Consider the following 20,513-nt stretch of genomic DNA (forward strand, 5'->3'; position numbering starts at 1 on the left):
CGGGATAGTTAAATGGATGATTTAGTGTTTGCAGGTAATAAGGCGCTCTATCTTGTTTTGATCCTGTCAGGGTGGCCGACGATTGTCGCAACGATTATCGGCCTCCTGGTAGGGTTATTCCAGACGGTAACGCAATTACAGGAACAGACGCTGCCTTTTGGCATTAAATTACTTGGCGTGTGTTTATGCTTGTTTTTACTGTCTGGCTGGTATGGCGAAGTTTTACTCTCTTACGGGCGTCAGGTGATATTCCTGGCGTTGGCTAAGGGGTAAAAAATGTTTTACGCGTTGTACTTTGAAATTCATCACCTGGTTGCGTCTGCGGCGCTAGGGTTTGCTCGCGTGGCGCCGATTTTTTTCTTCCTGCCGTTTTTGAATAGCGGGGTATTAAGCGGCGCGCCGAGAAACGCCATTATCATCCTGGTGGCATTGGGAGTATGGCCGCATGCATTGAACGAGGCGCCGCCGTTTTTATCGGTGGCGATGATCCCGTTAGTTCTGCAAGAAGCGGCGGTAGGCGTCATGCTGGGCTGTCTGCTGTCATGGCCTTTTTGGGTTATGCATGCGCTGGGTTGTATTATCGATAACCAGCGAGGGGCAACGCTAAGTAGCAGTATCGATCCGGCAAACGGTATTGATACCTCGGAAATGGCTAATTTCCTGAATATGTTTGCCGCTGTCGTTTATTTACAAAACGGCGGTCTGGTCACGATGGTTGACGTGTTAAATAAAAGCTATCAGCTATGCGATCCGATGAACGAGTGCACGCCTTCATTACCGCCGCTATTAACGTTTATTAATCAGGTGGCTCAAAACGCGTTGGTTCTGGCCAGCCCGGTGGTATTAGTGCTGTTGCTGTCAGAAGTATTCCTGGGTTTATTGTCGCGCTTTGCTCCGCAAATGAACGCTTTTGCGATTTCACTGACGGTAAAAAGCGGCATTGCCGTTTTAATTATGCTGCTTTATTTCTCTCCGGTACTACCGGACAATGTACTGCGACTCTCTTTCCAGGCCACAGGGTTAAGCAGTTGGTTTTACGAGCGAGGGGCGACGCATGTCCTCGAATAAAACAGAAAAACCGACTAAAAAACGGCTGGAAGACTCCGCTAAAAAAGGCCAGTCATTTAAAAGTAAAGATCTCATTATCGCCTGCCTGACGCTGGGAGGAATTGCCTATCTGGTGTCGTATGGCTCATTTAATGAGTTTATGGGGATAATTAAGATCATTATTGCGGATAATTTTGATCAGAGCATGGCTGACTACAGTTTGGCCGTTTTTGGGATAGGGTTAAAATATCTGATTCCATTTATGCTGCTCTGTTTAGTGTGTTCCGCATTACCGGCGTTATTACAGGCCGGTTTCGTGCTGGCGACAGAAGCATTAAAACCTAATTTATCGGCGTTAAACCCGGTAGAAGGGGCGAAAAAACTTTTTAGTATGCGCACGGTTAAAGATACGGTCAAAACCCTACTGTATCTCTCATCCTTTGTGGTGGCCGCCATCATTTGCTGGAAGAAATATAAGGTTGAAATCTTTTCTCAGTTAAATGGCAATGTTGTGGATATTGCCGTCATTTGGCGTGAACTTCTCCTCGCATTGGTATTAACTTGCCTTGCTTGCGCATTGATTGTCTTATTATTGGATGCTATTGCGGAATATTTCCTGACCATGAAAGATATGAAAATGGATAAGGAAGAAGTGAAGCGTGAAATGAAGGAGCAGGAAGGGAACCCAGAGGTTAAATCTAAAAGACGTGAAGTTCATATGGAAATTCTGTCTGAACAGGTGAAATCCGATATTGAAAACTCACGCCTGATTGTTGCCAACCCCACGCATATTACGATCGGGATTTATTTTAAACCCGAATTGATGCCGATTCCGATGATCTCAGTGTATGAAACGAATCAGCGCGCACTGGCCGTCCGCGCCTATGCGGAGAAGGTTGGCGTACCTGTGATCGTCGATATCAAACTGGCGCGCAGTCTTTTCAAAACCCATCGCCGTTATGATCTGGTGAGTCTGGAAGAAATTGATGAAGTTTTACGTCTTCTGGTTTGGCTGGAAGAGGTAGAAAACGCGGGCAAAGACGTTATTCAGCCACAAGAAAACGAGGTACGGCATTGAGCCGCGTAAAGCAGTAGCGATGTATTCATTGGGCGTTTTTTGAATGTTCACTAACCACCGTCGGGGTTTAATAACTGCATCAGATAAACGCAGTCGTTAAGTTCTACAAAGTCGGTGACAGATAACAGGAGTAAGTAATGGATTATCAAAATAATGTCAGCGAAGAACGTGTTGCGGAAATGATTTGGGATGCCGTTAGTGAAGGCGCCACGCTAAAAGACGTTCATGGGATCCCTCAAGATATGATGGACGGTTTATATGCTCATGCTTATGAGTTTTATAACCAGGGACGACTGGATGAAGCTGAGACATTCTTTCGTTTCTTATGCATTTATGATTTTTACAATCCCGATTACACCATGGGGCTGGCGGCGGTATGCCAACTGAAAAAACAATTTCAGAAAGCATGTGACCTTTATGCAGTAGCGTTTACGTTACTTAAAAATGATTATCGCCCCGTTTTTTTTACCGGGCAGTGTCAATTATTAATGCGTAAGGCGGCAAAAGCCAGACAGTGTTTTGAACTTGTCAATGAACGTACTGAAGATGAGTCTCTGCGGGCAAAAGCGTTGGTCTATCTGGAGGCGCTAAAAACGGCGGAGACAGAGCAGCACAGTGAACAAGAAAAGGAATAATTATGGTAAATGACGCAAGTAGCATTAGCCGTAGCGGATATACCCAAAATCCGCGCCTCGCTGAGGCGGCTTTTGAAGGCGTTCGTAAGAACACGGACTTTTTAAAAGCGGCGGATAAAGCTTTTAAAGATGTGGTGGCAACGAAAGCGGGCGACCTTAAAGCCGGAACAAAGTCCGGCGAGAGCGCTATTAATACGGTGGGTCTAAAGCCGCCTACGGACGCCGCCCGGGAAAAACTCTCCAGCGAAGGGCAATTGACATTACTGCTTGGCAAGTTAATGACGCTACTGGGTGATGTTTCGCTGTCTCAACTGGAGTCTCGTCTGGCGGTATGGCAGGCGATGATTGAGTCACAAAAAGAGATGGGGATTCAGGTATCGAAAGAATTCCAGACGGCTCTGGGAGAGGCTCAGGAGGCGACGGATCTCTATGAAGCCAGTATCAAAAAGACGGATACCGCCAAGAGTGTTTATGACGCTGCGGCCAAAAAACTGACGCAGGCGCAAAATAAATTGCAATCGCTGGACCCGGCTGACCCCGGCTATGCACAAGCTGAAGCCGCGGTAGAACAGGCCGGAAAAGAAGCGACAGAGGCGAAAGAGGCCTTAGATAAGGCCACGGATGCGACGGTTAAAGCAGGCACAGACGCCAAAGCGAAAGCCGAGAAAGCGGATAACATTCTGACCAAATTCCAGGGAACGGCTAATGCCGCCTCTCAGAATCAGGTTTCCCAGGGTGAGCAGGATAATCTGTCAAATGTCGCCCGCCTCACTATGCTCATGGCCATGTTTATTGAGATTGTGGGCAAAAATACGGAAGAAAGCCTGCAAAACGATCTTGCGCTTTTCAACGCTTTGCAGGAAGGGCGTCAGGCGGAGATGGAAAAGAAATCGGCTGAATTCCAGGAAGAGACGCGCAAGGCCGAGGAAACGAACCGCATTATGGGATGTATCGGGAAAGTCCTCGGCGCGCTGCTAACCATTGTCAGCGTTGTGGCCGCTGTTTTTACCGGTGGGGCGAGTCTGGCGCTGGCTGCGGTGGGACTTGCGGTAATGGTGGCCGATGAAATTGTGAAGGCGGCGACGGGGGTGTCGTTTATTCAGCAGGCGCTGAACCCGATTATGGAGCATGTGCTGAAGCCGTTAATGGAGCTGATTGGCAAGGCGATTACCAAAGCGCTGGAAGGATTAGGCGTCGATAAGAAAACGGCAGAGATGGCCGGCAGCATTGTTGGTGCGATTGTCGCCGCTATTGCTATGGTGGCGGTCATTGTGGTGGTCGCAGTTGTCGGGAAAGGCGCGGCGGCGAAACTAGGTAACGCGCTGAGCAAAATGATGGGCGAAACGATTAAGAAGTTGGTGCCTAACGTGCTGAAACAGTTGGCGCAAAACGGCAGCAAACTCTTTACCCAGGGGATGCAACGTATTACTAGCGGCCTGGGTAATGTGGGTAGCAAGATGGGCCTGCAAACGAATGCCTTAAGTAAAGAGCTGGTAGGTAATACCCTAAATAAAGTGGCGTTGGGCATGGAAGTCACGAATACCGCAGCCCAGTCAGCCGGTGGTGTTGCCGAGGGCGTATTTATTAAAAATGCCAGCGAGGCGCTTGCTGATTTTATGCTCGCCCGTTTTGCCATGGATCAGATTCAGCAGTGGCTTAAACAATCCGTAGAAATATTTGGTGAAAACCAGAAGGTAACGGCGGAACTGCAAAAAGCCATGTCTTCTGCGGTACAGCAAAATGCGGATGCTTCGCGTTTTATTCTGCGCCAGAGTCGCGCATAAAAACTGCCAAAATAAAGGGAGAAAAATATGTTAATTAGTAATGTGGGAATAAATCCCGCCGCTTATTTAAATAATCATTCTGTTGAGAATAGTTCACAGACAGCTTCGCAATCCGTTAGCGCTAAAGATATTCTGAATAGTATTGGTATTAGCAGCAGTAAAGTCAGTGACCTGGGGTTGAGTCCTACACTGAGCGCGCCTGCGCCAGGGGTATTAACGCAAACCCCCGGAACGATCACGTCCTTTTTAAAAGCCAGTATTCAAAATACCGACATGAATCAGGATTTGAATGCACTGGCAAATAATGTCACGACTAAAGCGAATGAGGTTGTGCAAACCCAGTTACGCGAGCAGCAGGCAGAAGTCGGAAAGTTTTTTGATATTAGCGGAATGTCTTCCAGTGCCGTTGCGCTGTTGGCTGCCGCGAATACGTTAATGCTGACGTTGAACCAGGCTGATAGCAAACTGTCTGGTAAGTTGTCATTAGTCAGTTTTGATGCAGCTAAAACGACGGCAAGCTCCATGATGCGCGAAGGGATGAATGCGTTGTCCGGTAGTATTTCCCAGAGCGCGCTTCAGTTGGGGATCACTGGCGTGGGCGCCAAACTGGAATATAAGGGGCTGCAGAATGAAAGAGGCGCGCTTAAACATAATGCCGCGAAGATCGATAAACTGACCACTGAAAGCCACAGCATTAAAAACGTGCTGAACGGGCAGAATAGCGTCAAACTTGGTGCTGAAGGCGTCGATTCTCTGAAATCGTTAAATATGAAGAAAACCGGTACCGATGCGACGAAAAATCTTAATGATGCGACGCTTAAATCTAATGCCGGAACCAGCGCCACGGAAAGTCTGGGTATTAAAAACAGTAATAAACAAATCTCCCCTGAACATCAGGCTATTCTGTCGAAACGTCTTGAGTCTGTCGAATCCGATATTCGTCTTGAGCAGAATACCATGGATATGACCCGAATCGATGCGCGCAAGATGCAGATGACGGGCGATCTGATTATGAAGAACTCGGTCACGGTCGGTGGTATTGCAGGGGCGTCCGGGCAGTACGCCGCTACTCAGGAACGTTCCGAGCAGCAAATTAGCCAGGTGAATAACCGTGTTGCCAGCACCGCATCGGACGAAGCCCGTGAAAGTTCACGTAAATCGACCAGCCTGATTCAGGAAATGCTGAAAACAATGGAGAGCATTAACCAGTCGAAAGCATCCGCACTCGCTGCTATCGCAGGCAATATTCGCGCTTAATCTGAAAGGTCATCTATACGCCATCATGGGTGTGATTTAATCGCGCTCCTGATGGCGAACTGGGGATATTATGCTTAATATTCAAAATTATTCCGCTTCTCCTCATCCGGGGATCGTTGCCGAACGGCCGCAGACTCCCTCGGCGAGCGAGCACGTCGAGACTGCCGTGGTACCGTCTACCACAGAACATCGCGGTACAGATATCATTTCATTATCGCAGGCGGCTACTAAAATCCAGCAGGCACAGCAGACGCTGCAGTCAACGCCACCGATCTCTGAAGAGAATAATGACGAGCGCACGCTGGCGCGCCAGCAGTTGACCAGCAGCCTGAATGCGCTGGCGAAGTCTGGCGTGTCATTATCCGCAGAACAAAATGAGAACCTGCGGAGCGCGTTTTCTGCGCCGACGTCGGCCTTATTTAGCGCTTCGCCTATGGCGCAGCCGAGAACAACCATTTCTGATGCTGAGATTTGGGATATGGTTTCCCAAAATATATCGGCGATAGGTGACAGCTATCTGGGCGTTTATGAAAATGTTGTCGCAGTCTATACCGATTTTTATCAGGCCTTCAGTGATATTCTTTCCAAAATGGGAGGCTGGTTATTACCAGGTAAGGACGGTAATACCGTTAAGCTAGATGTTACCTCACTCAAAAATGATTTAAACAGTTTAGTCAATAAATATAATCAAATAAACAGTAATACCGTTTTATTTCCAGCGCAGTCAGGCAGCGGCGTTAAAGTAGCCACTGAAGCGGAAGCGAGACAGTGGCTCAGTGAATTGAATTTACCGAATAGCTGCCTGAAATCTTATGGATCCGGTTATGTCGTCACCGTTGATCTGACGCCATTACAAAAAATGGTTCAGGATATTGATGGTTTAGGCGCGCCGGGAAAAGACTCAAAACTCGAAATGGATAACGCCAAATATCAAGCCTGGCAGTCGGGTTTTAAAGCGCAGGAAGAAAATATGAAAACCACATTACAGACGCTGACGCAAAAATATAGCAATGCCAATTCATTGTACGACAACCTGGTAAAAGTGCTGAGCAGTACGATAAGTAGCAGCCTGGAAACCGCCAAAAGCTTCCTGCAAGGATAACAGAAGAGGATATTAATAATGGTTACAAGTGTAAGGACTCAGCCCCCCGTCATAATGCCAGGTATGCAGACCGAGATCAAAACGCAGGCCACGAATCTTGCGGCGAATCTTTCCGCAGTCAGAGAAAGTGCCACAACGACGCTGTCAGGGGAAATTAAAGGCCCGCAACTGGAAGATTTTCCCGCGCTGATCAAACAGGCGAGTCTGGATGCGTTGTTTAAATGCGGGAAAGACGCTGAGGCGTTAAAAGAAGTTTTTACCAATTCAAATAATGTCGCCGGTAAGAAAGCGATAATGGAGTTTGCCGGGCTCTTTCGTTCAGCGCTCAACGCCACCAGTGATTCTCCTGAGGCGAAGACGCTACTGATGAAGGTGGGGGCAGAGTATACCGCGCAAATCATAAAAGATGGCCTGAAAGAAAAGTCAGCTTTTGGACCATGGATGCCAGAAACAAAGAAAGCGGAAGCGAAGCTGGAAAACCTGGAAAAGCAGCTGTTAGATATCATCAAAAATAACACTGGCGGTGAATTAAGTAAATTATCGACGAATCTTGTTATGCAGGAGGTGATGCCCTATATTGCCAGCTGCATTGAACATAACTTTGGCTGTACGTTGGATCCGTTAACCCGCAGCAGTCTTACGCAGCTTGTTGACAAAGCGGCGGCGAAGGCAGTTGAGGCGCTTGATATGTGCCACCAAAAATTAACGCAAGAGCAGGGTACCAGCGTAGGACGGGAAGCCCGGCACCTTGAAACGCAAACGTTGATCCCCCTGCTGCTACGTAATGTTTTTGCACAAATTCCTGCAGATAAACTGCCTGACCCTAAAATTCCGGAACCTGCGGCTGGACCAGTACCTGATGGTGGGAAAAAAGCAGAACCTACGGGTATTAATATCAATATTAATATTGATAGCAGTAACCGTAGCGTGGATAACAGTAAGCATATTAACAATAGCCGAAGCCATGTCGATAATAGCCAGCGCCATATCGATAATAGCAACCATGATAATAGCCGGAAGACGATCGATAATAGCCGAACATTTATTGATAACAGCCAACGCCATGGCGAGTCACACCATTCGACTAACAGCAGTAACGTAAGTCATAGTCATTCGCGTGTGGATTCGACTACGCATCAAACGGAGACGGCACACAGCGCCAGCACAGGGGCAATTGACCATGGCATCGCGGGTAAAATTGACGTCACGGCTCATGCGATGGCAGAGGCTGTGACCAACGCTTCATCCGAAAGTAAAGATGGAAAGGTGATCACGTCAGAAAAGGGCACTACGGGTGAAACACCCTCTTTTGATGAAGTTGATGGCGTAACCAGCAAGAACATTATCGGCAAGCCTGTACAGGCCACGGTGCACGGCGTTGATGTTAATAAACAGCAAAGCCAGACGGCAGAGATTGTGAATGTGAAGCCGCTTGCCAGTCAACTGGCTGGCGTCGAGAATGTTAAAATCGATACCTTACAATCAGACTCGACGGTAATTACAGGTAATAAAGCCGGTACGACCGATAATGATAATAGCCAGACAGATAAGACTGGCCCATTTTCTGGTTTGAAGTTTAAGCAAAATAGTTTCCTCTCAACAGTACCGAGCGTTACGAATATGCATTCAATACATTTCAACGCCCGTGAGGCGTTTTTGGGTGTGATACGTAAAGCCCTGGAGCCGGATGCCTCTACACCGTTTCCTGTACGCAGAGCGTTTGACGGCTTGCGTGGGGAAATATTACCCAATGACACGATAAAGAGTGCAGCGTTGAAAGCGCAATGTAGCGATATTGACAAGCACCCAGAATTGAAAGCGAAAATGGAGACGCTCAAAGAGGTCATTACTCATCATCCACAAAAAGAAAAACTGGCTGAGATTGCATTGCAGTTTGCCAGAGAGGCGGGGTTGACCAGGCAAAAAGGGGAAACTGACTATGTGTTAAGTAATGTGCTGGACGGCCTTATCGGAGACGGTAGCTGGCGAGCTGGCCCGGCTTACGAGTCATACCTGAATAAACCTGGTGTGGATCGGGTTATTACTACCGTTGATGGCTTGCACATGCAGCGTTAATTAACCGGGAAAGATGCGATGAATATGGATATTGAAGCAAGAGTCAAAAAAGTGATCACCTCCTGTATTGCCGTTGATGTTGATAGTATCAATGGTCAGACCCATCTGGTTGAGGATCTTTACGCTGACTCATTGGATTTAATTGATATTGTATTTGGTCTTAGTGAGGAGTTTGACATTAGTTGTAATGAAAACGATCTTCCTGATATGACGACCTTTGCGGATATATGCCGTGTTGTTAAAAAAAGTCTTGAGTCCAGGGGGTAGTATTTTTCTCTCGCTCGACAACAATTGAATAAGATTAATTGTTATGAAAATCATCACACATGTAGTACCCGGTTCAGGTATGGCTGCAATATATGATGATATTGCTGACAGTCCGCGTTTTGTTATTAAAGGCAAGTTACGTCATGTTGAAAATGATCCGAAGGAGCTGCTGATATGTGTTCCGATGCGTAGTGAATGGCTATTCTACTGGATTAAAGGAGAGAAATATTGCGCCCGGCGATGGGCGCGAAAAAATATCAAGACATTGTGTAACCAGATTAAATTTGAAGAAGCAATCTTATAAAAGATATAATTCAAGAGGAAAGTAAATTGCAAGCACACCAGGATATTATCGCTAATATTGGTGAGAAATTGGGTTTACCACTCACTTTTGACGACAACAATCAGTGCTTATTACTACTCGATAGCGATATTTTTACGTCTATTGAAGCTAAAGATGATATCTGGTTATTGAACGGTATGATTATACCGTTATCGCCTGTTTGTGGCGATTCTATCTGGCGGCAGATTATGGTGATTAATGGTGAACTGGCTGCGAATAATGAAGGTACGTTAGCGTATATTGATGCTGCAGAGACGTTGTTGTTTATACATGCAATTACCGATCTGACAAATACTTACCATATTATATCGCAGCTTGAGTCATTTGTGAATCAGCAGGAAGCGCTCAAAAACATACTACAGGAATATGCTAAGGTATGAGGAGAGGAAGTTGAATAATTTAACATTGTCTTCATTTTCAAAATCTGGTGTGTCGAATGATGCCCGACTTTATATTGCTAAGGAAAATACTGACAAGGCATATGTTGCGCCTGAAAAATTTTCGTCAAAAGTATTAACCTGGCTTGGAAAAATGCCGTTATTTAAAAACACTGAAGTGGTGCAAAAACATACGGAAAATATCAGAGTACAGGACCAAAAGATTTTACAGAAATTTCTCCAGGCACTAACGGAAAAATATGGGGAAACAGCGGTTAATGACGCACTGTTAATGTCCCGTATAAATATGAACAAACCCCTTACCCAACGTTTAGCAGTGCAGATCACGGAGTGTGTAAAAGCTGCTGACGAAGGGTTTATAAACCTTATTAAGAGCAAGGATAATGTTGGTGTCAGGAATGCCGCTTTAGTCATAAAAGGCGGCGATACAAAAGTGGCAGAAAAAAATAACGATGTTGGAGCAGAAAGTAAGCAACCTTTACTCGATATCGCGCTAAAGGGACTTAAAAGAACATTACCGCAACTGGAACAAATGGATGGAAATAGCCTGCGAGAAAACTTCCAGGAGATGGCTTCAGGTAACGGCCCGCTGCGTTCATTAATGACCAATTTACAGAATTTAAATAAAATTCCAGAGGCTAAACAACTTAATGATTATGTTACAACGTTAACAAATATTCAGGTCGGTGTAGCCCGGTTCTCACAATGGGGAACCTGTGGAGGAGAGGTTGAGAGGTGGGTTGATAAAGCCTCTACTCATGAATTAACCCAGGCTGTAAAAAAAATTCACGTTATTGCTAAAGAACTGAAAAATGTTACAGCTGAACTTGAGAAAATAGAAGCCGGCGCGCCAATGCCACAGACGATGAGCGGACCGACACTGGGCCTGGCACGGTTTGCGGTCAGCAGCATTCCAATTAATCAGCAAACCCAGGTGAAACTGAGCGATGGAATGCCTGTGCCAGTGAATACGTTAACTTTTGACGGTAAGCCTGTGGCATTAGCCGGTTCGTACCCAAAAAATACGCCGGATGCGCTGGAAGCGCATATGAAAATGCTTCTTGAAAAAGAATGCTCATGCCTGGTGGTGTTAACGTCGGAAGATCAGATGCAGGCAAAACAATTACCAGCCTATTTCAGAGGGAGCTACACCTTTGGCGAGGTGCATACCAACAGCCAAAAAGTGAGCTCAGCCAGTCAGGGAGAAGCGATAGACCAATACAATATGCAACTGTCCTGCGGGGAAAAGCAGTATACAATCCCGGTATTGCATGTGAAAAATTGGCCAGATCACCAGCCGTTACCGTCTACGGATCAGTTAGAATACCTGGCGGATAGGGTGAAAAATAGTAACCAAAATGGCGCGCCGGGGCGTAGTTCATCAGATAAGCATTTACCGATGATTCATTGTCTGGGCGGAGTGGGAAGAACCGGAACGATGGCGGCGGCCCTTGTACTTAAGGATAATCCTCATAGTAATCTGGAGCAGGTACGTGCAGATTTCCGGAATTCACGGAACAATAGAATGCTGGAAGACGCCTCACAGTTTGTACAACTAAAAGCAATGCAAGCCCAGCTGCTTATGACGACGGCAAGCTGATAAAAACATAGCTTACTTTTAGAACTATCTGAAAGTAAGCTATTTCTGTATAATTATTTGTTTGCCGCGATAGAAAGTCTTTTGTTTTTCTCTTCTGCTGACATCCCTTTTAATTTTCTGTAATTCTCCCAAATTTTTTTAGCATAACGTTTCCTTATATCCGATCGTTTCGGCGACGTCCCGGCATTATAAGCGCCAACGGCCTCCCAGCTATAACCGTAGATTTTCATCATATCTGATAAAATGGAGGCGCCCACAATGACAGAAATGCAGGGGTCCTGTAACAACTGTTTTTCACTAATCCCCATTTTTTTCAGCCTTTTCATATGGAAGCTGTTAATTTGCATCAGGCCAAGATCGGTTGAACCATCTCGGTTATGACCAATGGCGCCAGGTTTCATCGCCGATTCCTGCTGGGCGATAGCGTAAAGTAGTTCGGATTCAATATTGAACATTTTTTCAGCCTGAAGCCAGCAATCAGCCCATGCCGTATTTATGCTAAGCAACCAGATTACGATGATAAAAAAATAATTCATATCTCCTCTCTCAGATTTTACCGTAATTTAATCAAGCGGGGATCCTGTTTCCATCTTTTGAACCAAATATTGTCTTCGTTTTTAAATTTATTCCACATTTTCTCGGCAATAGCTTCGCCGTGGGCAACCAGCACTAACGGTAATAATCCCGGATTATTATCTATCCGCTGTTCACTTTCCAGAAATTCTCTTATCGTCGGTAAGGCACGTTCGCTATTCTGACAGTATTCAGCATAAAGAAGATTAACAGCAATAAGCCCTGTTATTTCCTGCGTGGATATTTCTTTAGTTAATTTTCGTGCCAGTTCATGTTTACCTTTAAGCGAAAGAAACATAACCTGCATACTTAATAATATTGGATTATCCTGCAGGTGTTGTGAGCGTAATTCATCGCCTAAACGTATAGCATCATCAATACCGGTATGATAATAGGTAATCCACAGCTTAGTGATCCCTGCGGCTGCACGCGTTGGGTCCAATTTTAAACACTCATTAATCGTTTGTAAGGCCTCCTCCAACTGACCAGCCATGAAAAGATTCCAGCCATAATAATATTTAATATCTGCAGAAATGGGCGAAAGTAAGTTAGCTTGTTTGAATAGCAAACTCCCGACGATGTATTCTGAATGAATCGTATTAATTAGTCCCAGTAATCCTAAAGCTTGTGGATTATTGTGGTCCAGCTCTGTCGCCTTAATCGCATGTTCTTTAGCTTTGATCATGGCGTTTTGTTTATCAAAAATCCCCATTTGCGCCATGCTGAGGTAGCATTCTGCCAGCGCACAGTAAGGCGCAATGCTGTTTGGCGACATGTTAACGCATTGAGTCAGCAATTTAAGCGCTTGCTGTAAGCTATAGGGGGTATATTGATTTAACTCATGCTTACCGCGTAAGTAAACCATAGTACTGTCAATCGAATTTAGCTCGCTAATCTGCTTTGTGTCCCAGCGAAGCCCGGGAATACATCTGAGCAAAAGATTCGCAATTTTGTTTTGCAAGAGAGAAGCGGGTTGGTGTTCTATCAACTTAATGCTTTCCTGGTGCAGCAGGTGATAACCTTTAACCCGAACTATCTCGATCTGTACAATATTATCATTGCCATCGGGTATCATCTGCCCGGAGATATAATAATCGGGGCGTAATTGATCCATGAGCTCAAGAATATCCTTAACACTACGGCAGTTCTTCGTAATGGTCACCGGCAGCACGCTCAGGCCAAAGGGCGCATACTGCGATAATCCCTTCACGATAGAGTAATGCAGACTCTCGGATTGAACCTGATCCTGCATCTGAAAAGGAAGTATCGCCAATGTATGAGTCGTAGGTAGCGGCGCTGGCGGAGACACCACTACGACCGGACGATTAAACCGATAGCCCTGTCCGTACAGTGTTTCAATGTAACGATGCTCTTTATCTTCCGACAGAATACGTCGTAAGGCATAAATACAGCGGGTAAGAGATTCTTCGTTAACTTCCGCGTCGCCCCATACCTGGTCCAGTAAGGTGTTTTTACTCACAATCTCGCCGGCGGCTTCGAGCAGGATGACCAGAACGGCATATTCTTTTGGCGGAATATTGACTTTCTTTTCTGAGCGTAGCAGGGAGCCGTCCATGTTGAGTATGAAATCATCAAAGACGAATTTTTTATTCGATACAGGAACAGGATTAAAATGTGGCATGATAATAGTGTATTCTCTTACAGGGTGAAAAGTTATAATAACTAATACAAGTCGTTAGGATAGAATCTACTGTTTCAGTAATTCTGCTGTTAGTACTAACGGTCAGGTTGAGCTTTTATTATGAGCTTAATGTCATATTTTACGGGCTCGGGTTTATATGTTTTTAACATTTGATTATTTAGCTTATGCCTGTGCTTTAAATAACTGACATGTTGGTAATAATATTGTTATAACTAACTGTGATTATCGAATGGACGCTGTCGTATATCCTGGTGCAGAGAGTCAGCGCCGGGCATCTAAATATTTACATATTTAACTTGGCCTCATTGCAATAGAGATTAGTTTTGTAGCTATCTTACTGCATTTTTTGGGGGTGTAAATGCTGCTTATTATATCTTCATGGTTAATGGTCTGATAATTACACCATCAGAACCATTTTTCTCGAAGATTTCCACTAAATGACCATTCGTTGAAAGTTTAAGAGTGTAATTTGTCTTAGGAGTCAAAATATAAATGAAAGACTGTTTTTAATGGTGCGCTTATTTTTATATTTTTTTGCAAAATAATGATATCGTCTTTCTTTACTCCCTTCAGCTATAGCGTCAAAAAGGCAGGGGGGTTATGAGCAGTATCATCCTCAGGCTGGCCCCCAGGCATTATATCGATATCAGGAGGAAGAGAAGAGGTATGCCTGGCAGAAAGCTAACAAGCGTGACTGTTTCGGTGTAGACCGTTCAGGCAAATAGTTCTCAGAGAGAACGGATGATGTATAAATATGAATAAAATGCCGGCCTTAATCCACAGGGTTAAAGCCGGAAGGAGATAGTGTCATCTGGACGAATTCTTACGCTGTGAATAAGGCAATATCGGTTTACCAGTCATCATAGCGATGACAAGTTCACAAAAATCGTGTTATATAATCAGCCTTACTTTAAATTACCAGAGATATCAGTATAAGCTGTCTTCCGGACAGAACAATGATATTGAATAGCCTCCCATCCTGATAGAGCGTGTTAATGCGCAGTCTGAATTTTAAATTATTACAATTTTAATAAAAATCTTTACTTGAGTGACAGATACAAAAAATGTTAATGGTTCGCCATTTTTATGAATGTCGATGGCGTAGTTTTAAAATATTTTTTGAAACATTGAATGAAGTAGGACGTGCTGTCATAACCACATTTTAATGCTACAGCATTAACATTATGGTTGCCTATGCGTAAAAGTTTTGCTGCCTGATTCATTCTTGCCGATAAGTAGATGTCGCTAAAGCTGGTACCTTCTTCTGCAAGTTTCCGTTTGAGCGTTGACGTACTCATAAATATATGATCGGCAACATCCGTAAGCTTCCACTGTCTACTGGGTGACGAAGATATAATGTTGTAAACGCGCTCCTTTAACGTTATCTGAGCCGAGCTAAGGATGATCTCATAACTCTCCGGGAGTCGGAGAAAAGCAGTAAGCAGGAACAGCAGAAAATAAGGAATTAACTCTTCATTTTCAATACAACTTTTGTTGTTACAGTTACTGCAACCTTTGCTTGTATCCTTCGTACAGGAGAACGCCGTTTTCAGATGTTCAAATACCTCTCTTCTGGCAGGAAAGTCAGGCGTATAGAAGATTTTCTGCGCTTTCTCTGTGGGTACCGCCATTTTGGTTTGCTGCTCGTTTGGGATAAGTGCATAGAGAGCGCCAAGTCGTTGCGTCGGTATCTCGAGTATATCGAAATCCATGTGGCCATTGACCTCTTCAAGCGTCACGTTAACTACCTGCTCTTTTTTGAGCACCAACATCCCAGGTTCGTCACAGTAAATCGTATCGTGATTATTGCTAATCGTCAGTTTACCGCTCCGAAAGCAAACTAAAGTGAAACTGCTTACATAAAGATTTTTGATGGTAACCTGCTGAGTCTGACTTTTAATTTGCTGCCGGGTATTTGTCAAAAGTGATTTTAATTTCTGTAAGTTATCTGCGGCAGGACGCTGATGACTATTACTTACAAAGGTTACATTTTCCATATTATCCCTTTGTTGATGTTATTTTAATGTTCCTTACTGGTATCCTACTGATAAAATCTGAGTTGTAAATGCTCTTTATTAGCGTGTGTTGGCAATGGTCTGATTGTTACACCAAAAGAACCCAAATTTGGGTAATTTATCTACAGTAGTTTAAGCCCCAATGGGGATGATGGTTCTTTTAATATGTGTTGAGACGCATTATACAGAATAAATTGATTTTATTTCTCACTTTTCATTCTATTTTCATCAGGAATCCCTGTGTCCTGTGCGGTAATCTGCTGCTATCGAGAACGACAGACATCGCTAACAGTATATATGGAAACATCAAAAGAGAAGACGATAACAAGCCCAGGGCCATACATAGTTCGATTACTTAACAGCTCACTGAACGGCTGTGAGTTTCCATTGCTGACAGGCCGAACACTCTTTGTGGTAGGTCAGAGTGATGCGCTCACTGCTTCAGGCCAACTCCCTGATATACCTGCCGATAGCTTTTTTATCCCGCTGGACCATGGCGGAGTAAATTTTGAAATCCAGGTGGATACGGATACGACCGAAATTATACTCCATGAGCTGAAAGAAGGAAATTCTGAATCTCGTTCGGTGCAATTAAATACGCCAATACAGGTCGGTGAATTGCTTATCCTGATTCGCCCGGAAAGCGAGCCGTGGGTGCCCGAGCAGCCTGAGAAGTTAGAAACGTCTGCAAAAAAGAACGAGCCGCGTTTTAAAAACGGAATTGTAGCCGCACTGGCCGGGTTTTTTATATTGGGAATTGGGACTGTGGGGACGTTATGGATACTTAACTCGCCGCAGCGGCAGGCCGCAGAGCTCGATTCGTTATTGGGGCAGGAGAAGGAGCGTTTTCAGGTGTTGCCAGGCCGGGACAAAATGCTCTATGTCGCTGCGCAAAATGAAAGAGATACGCTGTGGGCTCGTCAGGTTTTAGCGAGGGGCGATTATGATAAAAATGCGCGAGTGATTAACGAAAACGAAGAAAATAAGCGTATCTCTACCTGGCTGGATACCTATTATCCGCAGCTGGCTTATTATCGGCTTCATTTCGATGAGCCGCGTAAACCCGTTTTCTGGCTAAGCCGCCAGCGAAACACGATGAGCAAGAAAGAGCTCGAGGTGTTAAGTCAAAAGCTGAGAGCACTAATGCCTTACGCGGATTCGGTTAACATCACGTTGATGGACGATGCTACCGCCGCAGGCCAGGCGGAAGCGGGGCTAAAACAGCAGGCGTTACCTTATTCCCGCAGGAATCATAAGGGGGGCGTAACGTTTGTTATTCAGGGGGCGCTCGATGATGTAGAAATACTCAGAGCCCGTCAATTTGTCGATAGCTATTACCGCACATGGGGAGGACGCTATGTGCAGTTTGCGATCGAATTAAAAGATGACTGGCTCAAGGGACGCTCATTTCAGTACGGGGCGGAAGGTTATATCAAAATGAGCCCAGGCCATTGGTATTTCCCAAGCCCACTTTAATTTAACGCAAATAAGGAAGTCATTATGCCAACATCTTGGTCAGGCTATCTGGATGAAGTTTCAGCAAAATTTGATACGGGCGTTGATGATCTACAAACGCAGGTAACAGAGGCGCTGGATAAATTAGCAGCAAAACCCTCCGATCCGGCGCTACTGGCGGCGTATCAGAGTAAGCTCTCGGAATATAACTTGTACCGTAACGCGCAATCGAACACGGTAAAAGTCTTTAAGGATATTGATGCTGCCATTATTCAGAACTTCCGTTAATCAGTTATAAGGTGGATTATGTCGATTGCAACTATTGTCCCTGAGAATGCCGTTATAGGGCAGGCGGTCAATATCAGGTCTATGGAGACGGACATTGTCTCGCTGGATGACCGGCTACTCCAGGCTTTTTCTGGTTCGGCGATTGCCACGGCTGTGGATAAACAGACGATTACCAACAGGATTGAGGACCCTAATCTGGTGACGGATCCTAAAGAGCTGGCTATTTCGCAAGAGATGATTTCAGATTATAACCTGTATGTTTCTATGGTAAGTACCCTTACTCGTAAAGGAGTCGGGGCTGTTGAAACGCTATTACGCTCATGATTCGTCGATATCTATATACCTTTCTGCTGGTAATGACCCTTGCCGGCTGTAAGGATAAGGATCTTTTAAAAGGACTGGACCAGGAACAGGCTAATGAGGTCATTGCCGTTCTGCAAATGCACAATATAGAGGCGAATAAAATTGATAGCGGAAAATTGGGCTATAGCATTACCGTTGCTGAGCCTGATTTTACCGCTGCGGTGTACTGGATTAAAACTTATCAGCTTCCTCCCCGGCCACGGGTGGAAATAGCGCAGATGTTCCCGGCGGATTCGCTGGTATCTTCTCCGCGAGCTGAAAAGGCCAGGTTATATTCGGCTATTGAACAGCGACTGGAACAGTCATTACAGACGATGGAGGGCGTGCTCTCCGCCAGGGTCCATATTAGTTATGATATTGATGCTGGTGAAAATGGCCGTCCGCCAAAACCTGTTCATCTGTCGGCATTAGCCGTATATGAACGAGGTTCGCCGCTTGCGCATCAGATCAGCGATATCAAGCGTTTCTTAAAGAATAGTTTTGCCGATGTGGATTATGACAACATTTCTGTTGTGTTGTCAGAACGTTCTGATGCCCAATTACAGGCTCCCGGCACACCAGTAAAACGTAATTCTTTTGCAACCAGTTGGATTGTGTTGATTATTTTGTTATCCGTGATGTCAGCAGGCTTTGGCGTCTGGTATTACAAAAACCATTATGCCCGCAATAAGAAAGGCATAACGGCTGATGATAAGGCGAAATCGTCAAATGAATAGGCAGCCATTACCCATTATCTGGCAAAGAATCATTTTTGATCCGTTATCGTATATCCATCCTCAGCGGTTGCAGATAGCGCCGGAAATGATTGTCAGACCCGCCGCCAGGGCGGCGGCAAATGAGTTAATACTGGCGGCATGGCGGCTTAAGAATGGAGAAAAGGAGTGTATTCAAAACTCACTGACGCAGCTGTGGCTGCGTCAGTGGCGCCGACTGCCGCAAGTAGCGTATTTACTCGGTTGCCATAAACTGAGAGCCGATCTGGCAAGGCAGGGAGCTTTGCTTGGCCTGCCGGATTGGGCGCAAGCATTTTTGGCAATGCATCAGGGAACAAGTTTATCCGTCTGCAATAAGGCGCCGAATCACAGGTTTTTACTTAGCGTCGGGTATGCACAGTTAAATGCCCTGAATGAATTTTTACCTGAATCTTTAGCACAGCGTTTTCCTTTGCTTTTTCCTCCATTTATTGAGGAGGCATCGAAGCAGGATGCTGTAGAAATGTCAATTTTGCTACTGGCCTTACAATATGCTCAAAAATATCCCAATTCCGTCCCCGCTTTCGCCTGTTGAGGGGATACTGATAAAGCGTAAAACGCTGGAACGTTATTTCTCTATTGAAAGATTAGAACAGCAGGCGCATCAACGGGCTAAGCGTATTTTGCGAGAGGCGGAAGAAGAGGCAAAGACCTTGCGGATGTACGCCTATCAGGAAGGTTACGAGCAGGGAATGATAGACGCGTTACAGCAGGTCGCCGCTTATCTTACTGATAATCAGACAATGGCCTGGAAGTGGATGGAAAAAATACAGACTTATGCCCGCGAGTTATTTTCAGCAGCGGTCGACCATCCCGAAACGCTTTTAACCGTCCTGGATGAGTGGCTGAGGGATTTCGATAAGCCTGAGGGGCAACTTTTTTTAACACTGCCAGTTAACGCGAAAAAAGATCACCAAAAACTGATGGTGTTGCTTATGGAGAACTGGCCAGGCACTTTTAATCTTAAATATCATCAAGAACAGCGCTTTATCATGAGTTGCGGCGATCAGATCGCAGAATTTTCACCTGAACAATTTGTTGAAACGGCAGTAGGCGTCATTAAGCATCATCTTGATGAACTTCCACAAGACTGCCGGACGATTTCTGATAACGCCATTAACGCACTTATTGATGAATGGAAGACAAAAACGCAAGCATTGTAAAATGGAGGTTATAAGGTGATACCGGGTACGATTCCGACTTCTTATTTGGTCCCGACAGCGGACACTGAAGCGACGGGTGTGGTTTCGTTGAGTGCCAGGGCCGCTATGCTGAATAATGTGGATAGCGCGCCTTTAAGCAATGGCGGCGACGTTGATCTTTATGATGCATTCTACCAACGACTTTTGGCGCTCCCTGAGTCAGCCTCTTCTGAAACGCTTAAAGATAGCATTTATCAAGAGATGAATGCCTTCAAAGATCCTAAAAGTGGTGATTCGGCTTTTGTTTCTTTTGAGCAGCAAACGGCTATGCTACAAAACATGTTGGCAAAAGTTGAACCGGGCACCCATTTATATGAGGCTTTAAACGGGGTATTAGTTGGTACAATGAATGCACAGTCACAAATGACCTCCTGGATGCAGGAGATTATTTTATCGGGCGGGGAAAACAAAGAGGCAATTGACTGGTGAACCCCCCATTGCTGGCGATTTGTGATAAGGTATGGTGTATATATCAGCAAATAATGCAGAAAATGCACCATGCCAGTGTATCTATCTTATTGATGTATATGGATTATTAAGGTGTTTGCCAGGCGTTTTATTCTGAAATGATTACATTAATATTGTAAGCTTACATTACAAAATTGTGCATAAAGT

22 protein-coding genes are annotated in these 20,513 nt (G+C 45.0%); 19 read left to right on the forward strand and 3 right to left on the reverse strand.

Annotation, left to right across the window (positions count from 1 at the left end; all coding sequences use genetic code 11):
* The first annotated feature begins 12 nt into the window (after positions 1-12).
* The 12 genes from spaQ (at position 13) to sptP (ending at position 11,587) form a co-directional block, all read left to right on the forward strand.
* Positions 13-273, forward strand: a complete 261-nt coding sequence (gene spaQ, locus HU143_RS05155; protein ID WP_000342503.1) for an SPI-1 type III secretion system export apparatus protein SpaQ — start codon at positions 13-15, stop codon at positions 271-273.
* Positions 274-276: 3 nt separating this feature from the next.
* Complete coding sequence (spaR, locus tag HU143_RS05160) at positions 277-1,068, forward strand: SPI-1 type III secretion system export apparatus protein SpaR (protein ID WP_000498965.1); 792 nt, start codon at positions 277-279, stop codon at positions 1,066-1,068.
* Entirely contained in the window at positions 1,055-2,125 is a 1,071-nt protein-coding gene (gene spaS, locus HU143_RS05165) for an SPI-1 type III secretion system export apparatus protein SpaS (RefSeq protein ID WP_000097721.1), read from the forward strand. Before spaR ends, spaS begins: the two co-directional genes overlap by 14 nt.
* Before the next feature lie 137 nt (positions 2,126-2,262).
* Positions 2,263-2,760 carry a SycD/LcrH family type III secretion system chaperone SicA gene (sicA, locus tag HU143_RS05170; protein WP_000386309.1) on the forward strand — a complete coding sequence of 166 codons (498 nt, stop codon included), beginning with the start codon at positions 2,263-2,265 and terminating at the stop codon, positions 2,758-2,760.
* A 2-nt stretch (positions 2,761-2,762) separates the two neighbouring features.
* Entirely contained in the window at positions 2,763-4,544 is a 1,782-nt protein-coding gene (gene sipB, locus HU143_RS05175) for an SPI-1 type III secretion system needle tip complex protein SipB (protein WP_000245782.1), read from the forward strand.
* Between the two features lie 27 nt (positions 4,545-4,571).
* On the forward strand, positions 4,572-5,801 hold the full coding sequence (gene sipC / locus HU143_RS05180; RefSeq protein WP_000909022.1) for an SPI-1 type III secretion system needle tip complex protein SipC: 1,230 nt from the start codon (positions 4,572-4,574) through the stop codon (positions 5,799-5,801).
* A 70-nt stretch (positions 5,802-5,871) separates the two neighbouring features.
* On the forward strand, positions 5,872-6,903 hold the full coding sequence (sipD, locus tag HU143_RS05185; RefSeq protein ID WP_000932249.1) for an SPI-1 type III secretion system needle tip complex protein SipD: 1,032 nt from the start codon (positions 5,872-5,874) through the stop codon (positions 6,901-6,903).
* Between the two features lie 18 nt (positions 6,904-6,921).
* The gene (gene sipA / locus HU143_RS05190; protein ID WP_023227560.1) at positions 6,922-8,979 is read left to right on the forward strand and encodes an SPI-1 type III secretion system effector SipA; all 2,058 of its coding nucleotides are present in this window, start codon (positions 6,922-6,924) and stop codon (positions 8,977-8,979) included.
* 18 nt (positions 8,980-8,997) lie between these two features.
* Complete coding sequence (locus tag HU143_RS05195; RefSeq protein ID WP_023227559.1) at positions 8,998-9,246, forward strand: acyl carrier protein; 249 nt, start codon at positions 8,998-9,000, stop codon at positions 9,244-9,246.
* Between the two features lie 43 nt (positions 9,247-9,289).
* Positions 9,290-9,550, forward strand: coding sequence for a hypothetical protein (locus HU143_RS05200; protein WP_000692250.1), 261 nt, complete (start codon positions 9,290-9,292; stop codon positions 9,548-9,550).
* Positions 9,551-9,576: 26 nt separating this feature from the next.
* Positions 9,577-9,969 carry a chaperone SicP gene (gene sicP / locus HU143_RS05205; protein WP_001147851.1) on the forward strand — a complete coding sequence of 131 codons (393 nt, stop codon included), beginning with the start codon at positions 9,577-9,579 and terminating at the stop codon, positions 9,967-9,969.
* The gene (gene sptP / locus HU143_RS05210; protein ID WP_023227558.1) at positions 9,956-11,587 is read left to right on the forward strand and encodes an SPI-1 type III secretion system effector GTPase-activating protein SptP; all 1,632 of its coding nucleotides are present in this window, start codon (positions 9,956-9,958) and stop codon (positions 11,585-11,587) included. The genes sicP and sptP overlap by 14 nt, the downstream gene beginning before the upstream one ends.
* Before the next feature lie 53 nt (positions 11,588-11,640).
* On the opposite strand, the gene iagB is transcribed toward sptP, so the two are convergent.
* The 3 genes from iagB to hilD form a co-directional block, all read right to left on the reverse strand.
* Positions 11,641-12,123, reverse strand: coding sequence for an SPI-1 type III secretion system invasion protein IagB (gene iagB / locus HU143_RS05215; protein ID WP_023227557.1), 483 nt, complete (start codon positions 12,121-12,123; stop codon positions 11,641-11,643).
* A 17-nt stretch (positions 12,124-12,140) separates the two neighbouring features.
* A complete protein-coding gene (hilA, locus tag HU143_RS05220) occupies positions 12,141-13,802 on the reverse strand; it encodes a transcriptional regulator HilA (protein ID WP_001728894.1) in 1,662 nt (553 codons plus the stop codon).
* 1,088 nt (positions 13,803-14,890) lie between these two features.
* Positions 14,891-15,820 carry a transcriptional regulator HilD gene (gene hilD, locus HU143_RS05225; RefSeq protein WP_000432699.1) on the reverse strand — a complete coding sequence of 310 codons (930 nt, stop codon included), beginning with the start codon at positions 15,818-15,820 and terminating at the stop codon, positions 14,891-14,893.
* A 315-nt stretch (positions 15,821-16,135) separates the two neighbouring features.
* Here hilD and prgH point away from each other — a divergent pair, with 315 nt between their 5' ends.
* Genes prgH through HU143_RS05260 form a run of 7 tightly spaced genes read left to right on the forward strand, consistent with a single transcriptional unit; the run spans position 16,136 to position 20,327 of the window.
* On the forward strand, positions 16,136-17,314 hold the full coding sequence (gene prgH, locus HU143_RS05230) for a type III secretion system inner membrane ring protein PrgH (RefSeq protein ID WP_023227556.1): 1,179 nt from the start codon (positions 16,136-16,138) through the stop codon (positions 17,312-17,314).
* 24 nt (positions 17,315-17,338) lie between these two features.
* Complete coding sequence (gene prgI / locus HU143_RS05235) at positions 17,339-17,581, forward strand: type III secretion system needle filament protein PrgI (protein ID WP_001143300.1); 243 nt, start codon at positions 17,339-17,341, stop codon at positions 17,579-17,581.
* An 18-nt stretch (positions 17,582-17,599) separates the two neighbouring features.
* On the forward strand, positions 17,600-17,905 hold the full coding sequence (gene prgJ / locus HU143_RS05240; protein ID WP_000020431.1) for a type III secretion system inner rod protein PrgJ: 306 nt from the start codon (positions 17,600-17,602) through the stop codon (positions 17,903-17,905).
* Positions 17,902-18,660 (forward strand): type III secretion system inner membrane ring lipoprotein PrgK, encoded by a 759-nt coding sequence (gene prgK / locus HU143_RS05245; protein WP_000621238.1) that lies wholly within the window; start codon positions 17,902-17,904, stop codon positions 18,658-18,660. Before prgJ ends, prgK begins: the two co-directional genes overlap by 4 nt.
* The gene (orgA, locus tag HU143_RS05250; protein ID WP_001591231.1) at positions 18,632-19,231 is read left to right on the forward strand and encodes an oxygen-regulated invasion protein OrgA; all 600 of its coding nucleotides are present in this window, start codon (positions 18,632-18,634) and stop codon (positions 19,229-19,231) included. Before prgK ends, orgA begins: the two co-directional genes overlap by 29 nt.
* Positions 19,188-19,859, forward strand: coding sequence for a type III secretion system linker protein OrgB (gene orgB, locus HU143_RS05255; protein ID WP_000916658.1), 672 nt, complete (start codon positions 19,188-19,190; stop codon positions 19,857-19,859). Before orgA ends, orgB begins: the two co-directional genes overlap by 44 nt.
* Before the next feature lie 15 nt (positions 19,860-19,874).
* A complete protein-coding gene (locus tag HU143_RS05260) occupies positions 19,875-20,327 on the forward strand; it encodes a type III secretion system effector protein OrgC (protein WP_000612177.1) in 453 nt (150 codons plus the stop codon).
* Positions 20,328-20,513: the final 186 nt, after the last annotated feature.

It is taken from the genome of Salmonella sp. SJTUF14076 (genome assembly GCF_015534835.1).
GTDB lineage: Bacteria > Pseudomonadota > Gammaproteobacteria > Enterobacterales > Enterobacteriaceae > Salmonella > Salmonella enterica.

What these genes read in the sequence shown, in the direction of transcription:
- spaQ (WP_000342503.1), top strand. Translation starts at nt 13, where the DNA reads ATGGATGATTTAGTGTTTGCAGGTAATAAGGCGCTCTATCTTGTTTTG.
- spaR (WP_000498965.1), top strand. Translation starts at nt 277, where the DNA reads ATGTTTTACGCGTTGTACTTTGAAATTCATCACCTGGTTGCGTCTGCG.
- spaS (WP_000097721.1), top strand. Translation starts at nt 1,055, where the DNA reads ATGTCCTCGAATAAAACAGAAAAACCGACTAAAAAACGGCTGGAAGAC.
- sicA (WP_000386309.1), top strand. Translation starts at nt 2,263, where the DNA reads ATGGATTATCAAAATAATGTCAGCGAAGAACGTGTTGCGGAAATGATT.
- sipB (WP_000245782.1), top strand. Translation starts at nt 2,763, where the DNA reads ATGGTAAATGACGCAAGTAGCATTAGCCGTAGCGGATATACCCAAAAT.
- sipC (WP_000909022.1), top strand. Translation starts at nt 4,572, where the DNA reads ATGTTAATTAGTAATGTGGGAATAAATCCCGCCGCTTATTTAAATAAT.
- sipD (WP_000932249.1), top strand. Translation starts at nt 5,872, where the DNA reads ATGCTTAATATTCAAAATTATTCCGCTTCTCCTCATCCGGGGATCGTT.
- sipA (WP_023227560.1), top strand. Translation starts at nt 6,922, where the DNA reads ATGGTTACAAGTGTAAGGACTCAGCCCCCCGTCATAATGCCAGGTATG.
- HU143_RS05195 (WP_023227559.1), top strand. Translation starts at nt 8,998, where the DNA reads ATGAATATGGATATTGAAGCAAGAGTCAAAAAAGTGATCACCTCCTGT.
- HU143_RS05200 (WP_000692250.1), top strand. Translation starts at nt 9,290, where the DNA reads ATGAAAATCATCACACATGTAGTACCCGGTTCAGGTATGGCTGCAATA.
- sptP (WP_023227558.1), top strand. Translation starts at nt 9,956, where the DNA reads ATGCTAAGGTATGAGGAGAGGAAGTTGAATAATTTAACATTGTCTTCA.
- iagB (WP_023227557.1), bottom strand. Translation starts at nt 12,123, where the DNA reads ATGAATTATTTTTTTATCATCGTAATCTGGTTGCTTAGCATAAATACG.
- hilA (WP_001728894.1), bottom strand. Translation starts at nt 13,802, where the DNA reads ATGCCACATTTTAATCCTGTTCCTGTATCGAATAAAAAATTCGTCTTT.
- hilD (WP_000432699.1), bottom strand. Translation starts at nt 15,820, where the DNA reads ATGGAAAATGTAACCTTTGTAAGTAATAGTCATCAGCGTCCTGCCGCA.
- prgH (WP_023227556.1), top strand. Translation starts at nt 16,136, where the DNA reads ATGGAAACATCAAAAGAGAAGACGATAACAAGCCCAGGGCCATACATA.
- prgI (WP_001143300.1), top strand. Translation starts at nt 17,339, where the DNA reads ATGCCAACATCTTGGTCAGGCTATCTGGATGAAGTTTCAGCAAAATTT.
- prgJ (WP_000020431.1), top strand. Translation starts at nt 17,600, where the DNA reads ATGTCGATTGCAACTATTGTCCCTGAGAATGCCGTTATAGGGCAGGCG.
- prgK (WP_000621238.1), top strand. Translation starts at nt 17,902, where the DNA reads ATGATTCGTCGATATCTATATACCTTTCTGCTGGTAATGACCCTTGCC.
- orgA (WP_001591231.1), top strand. Translation starts at nt 18,632, where the DNA reads ATGATAAGGCGAAATCGTCAAATGAATAGGCAGCCATTACCCATTATC.
- orgB (WP_000916658.1), top strand. Translation starts at nt 19,188, where the DNA reads ATGCTCAAAAATATCCCAATTCCGTCCCCGCTTTCGCCTGTTGAGGGG.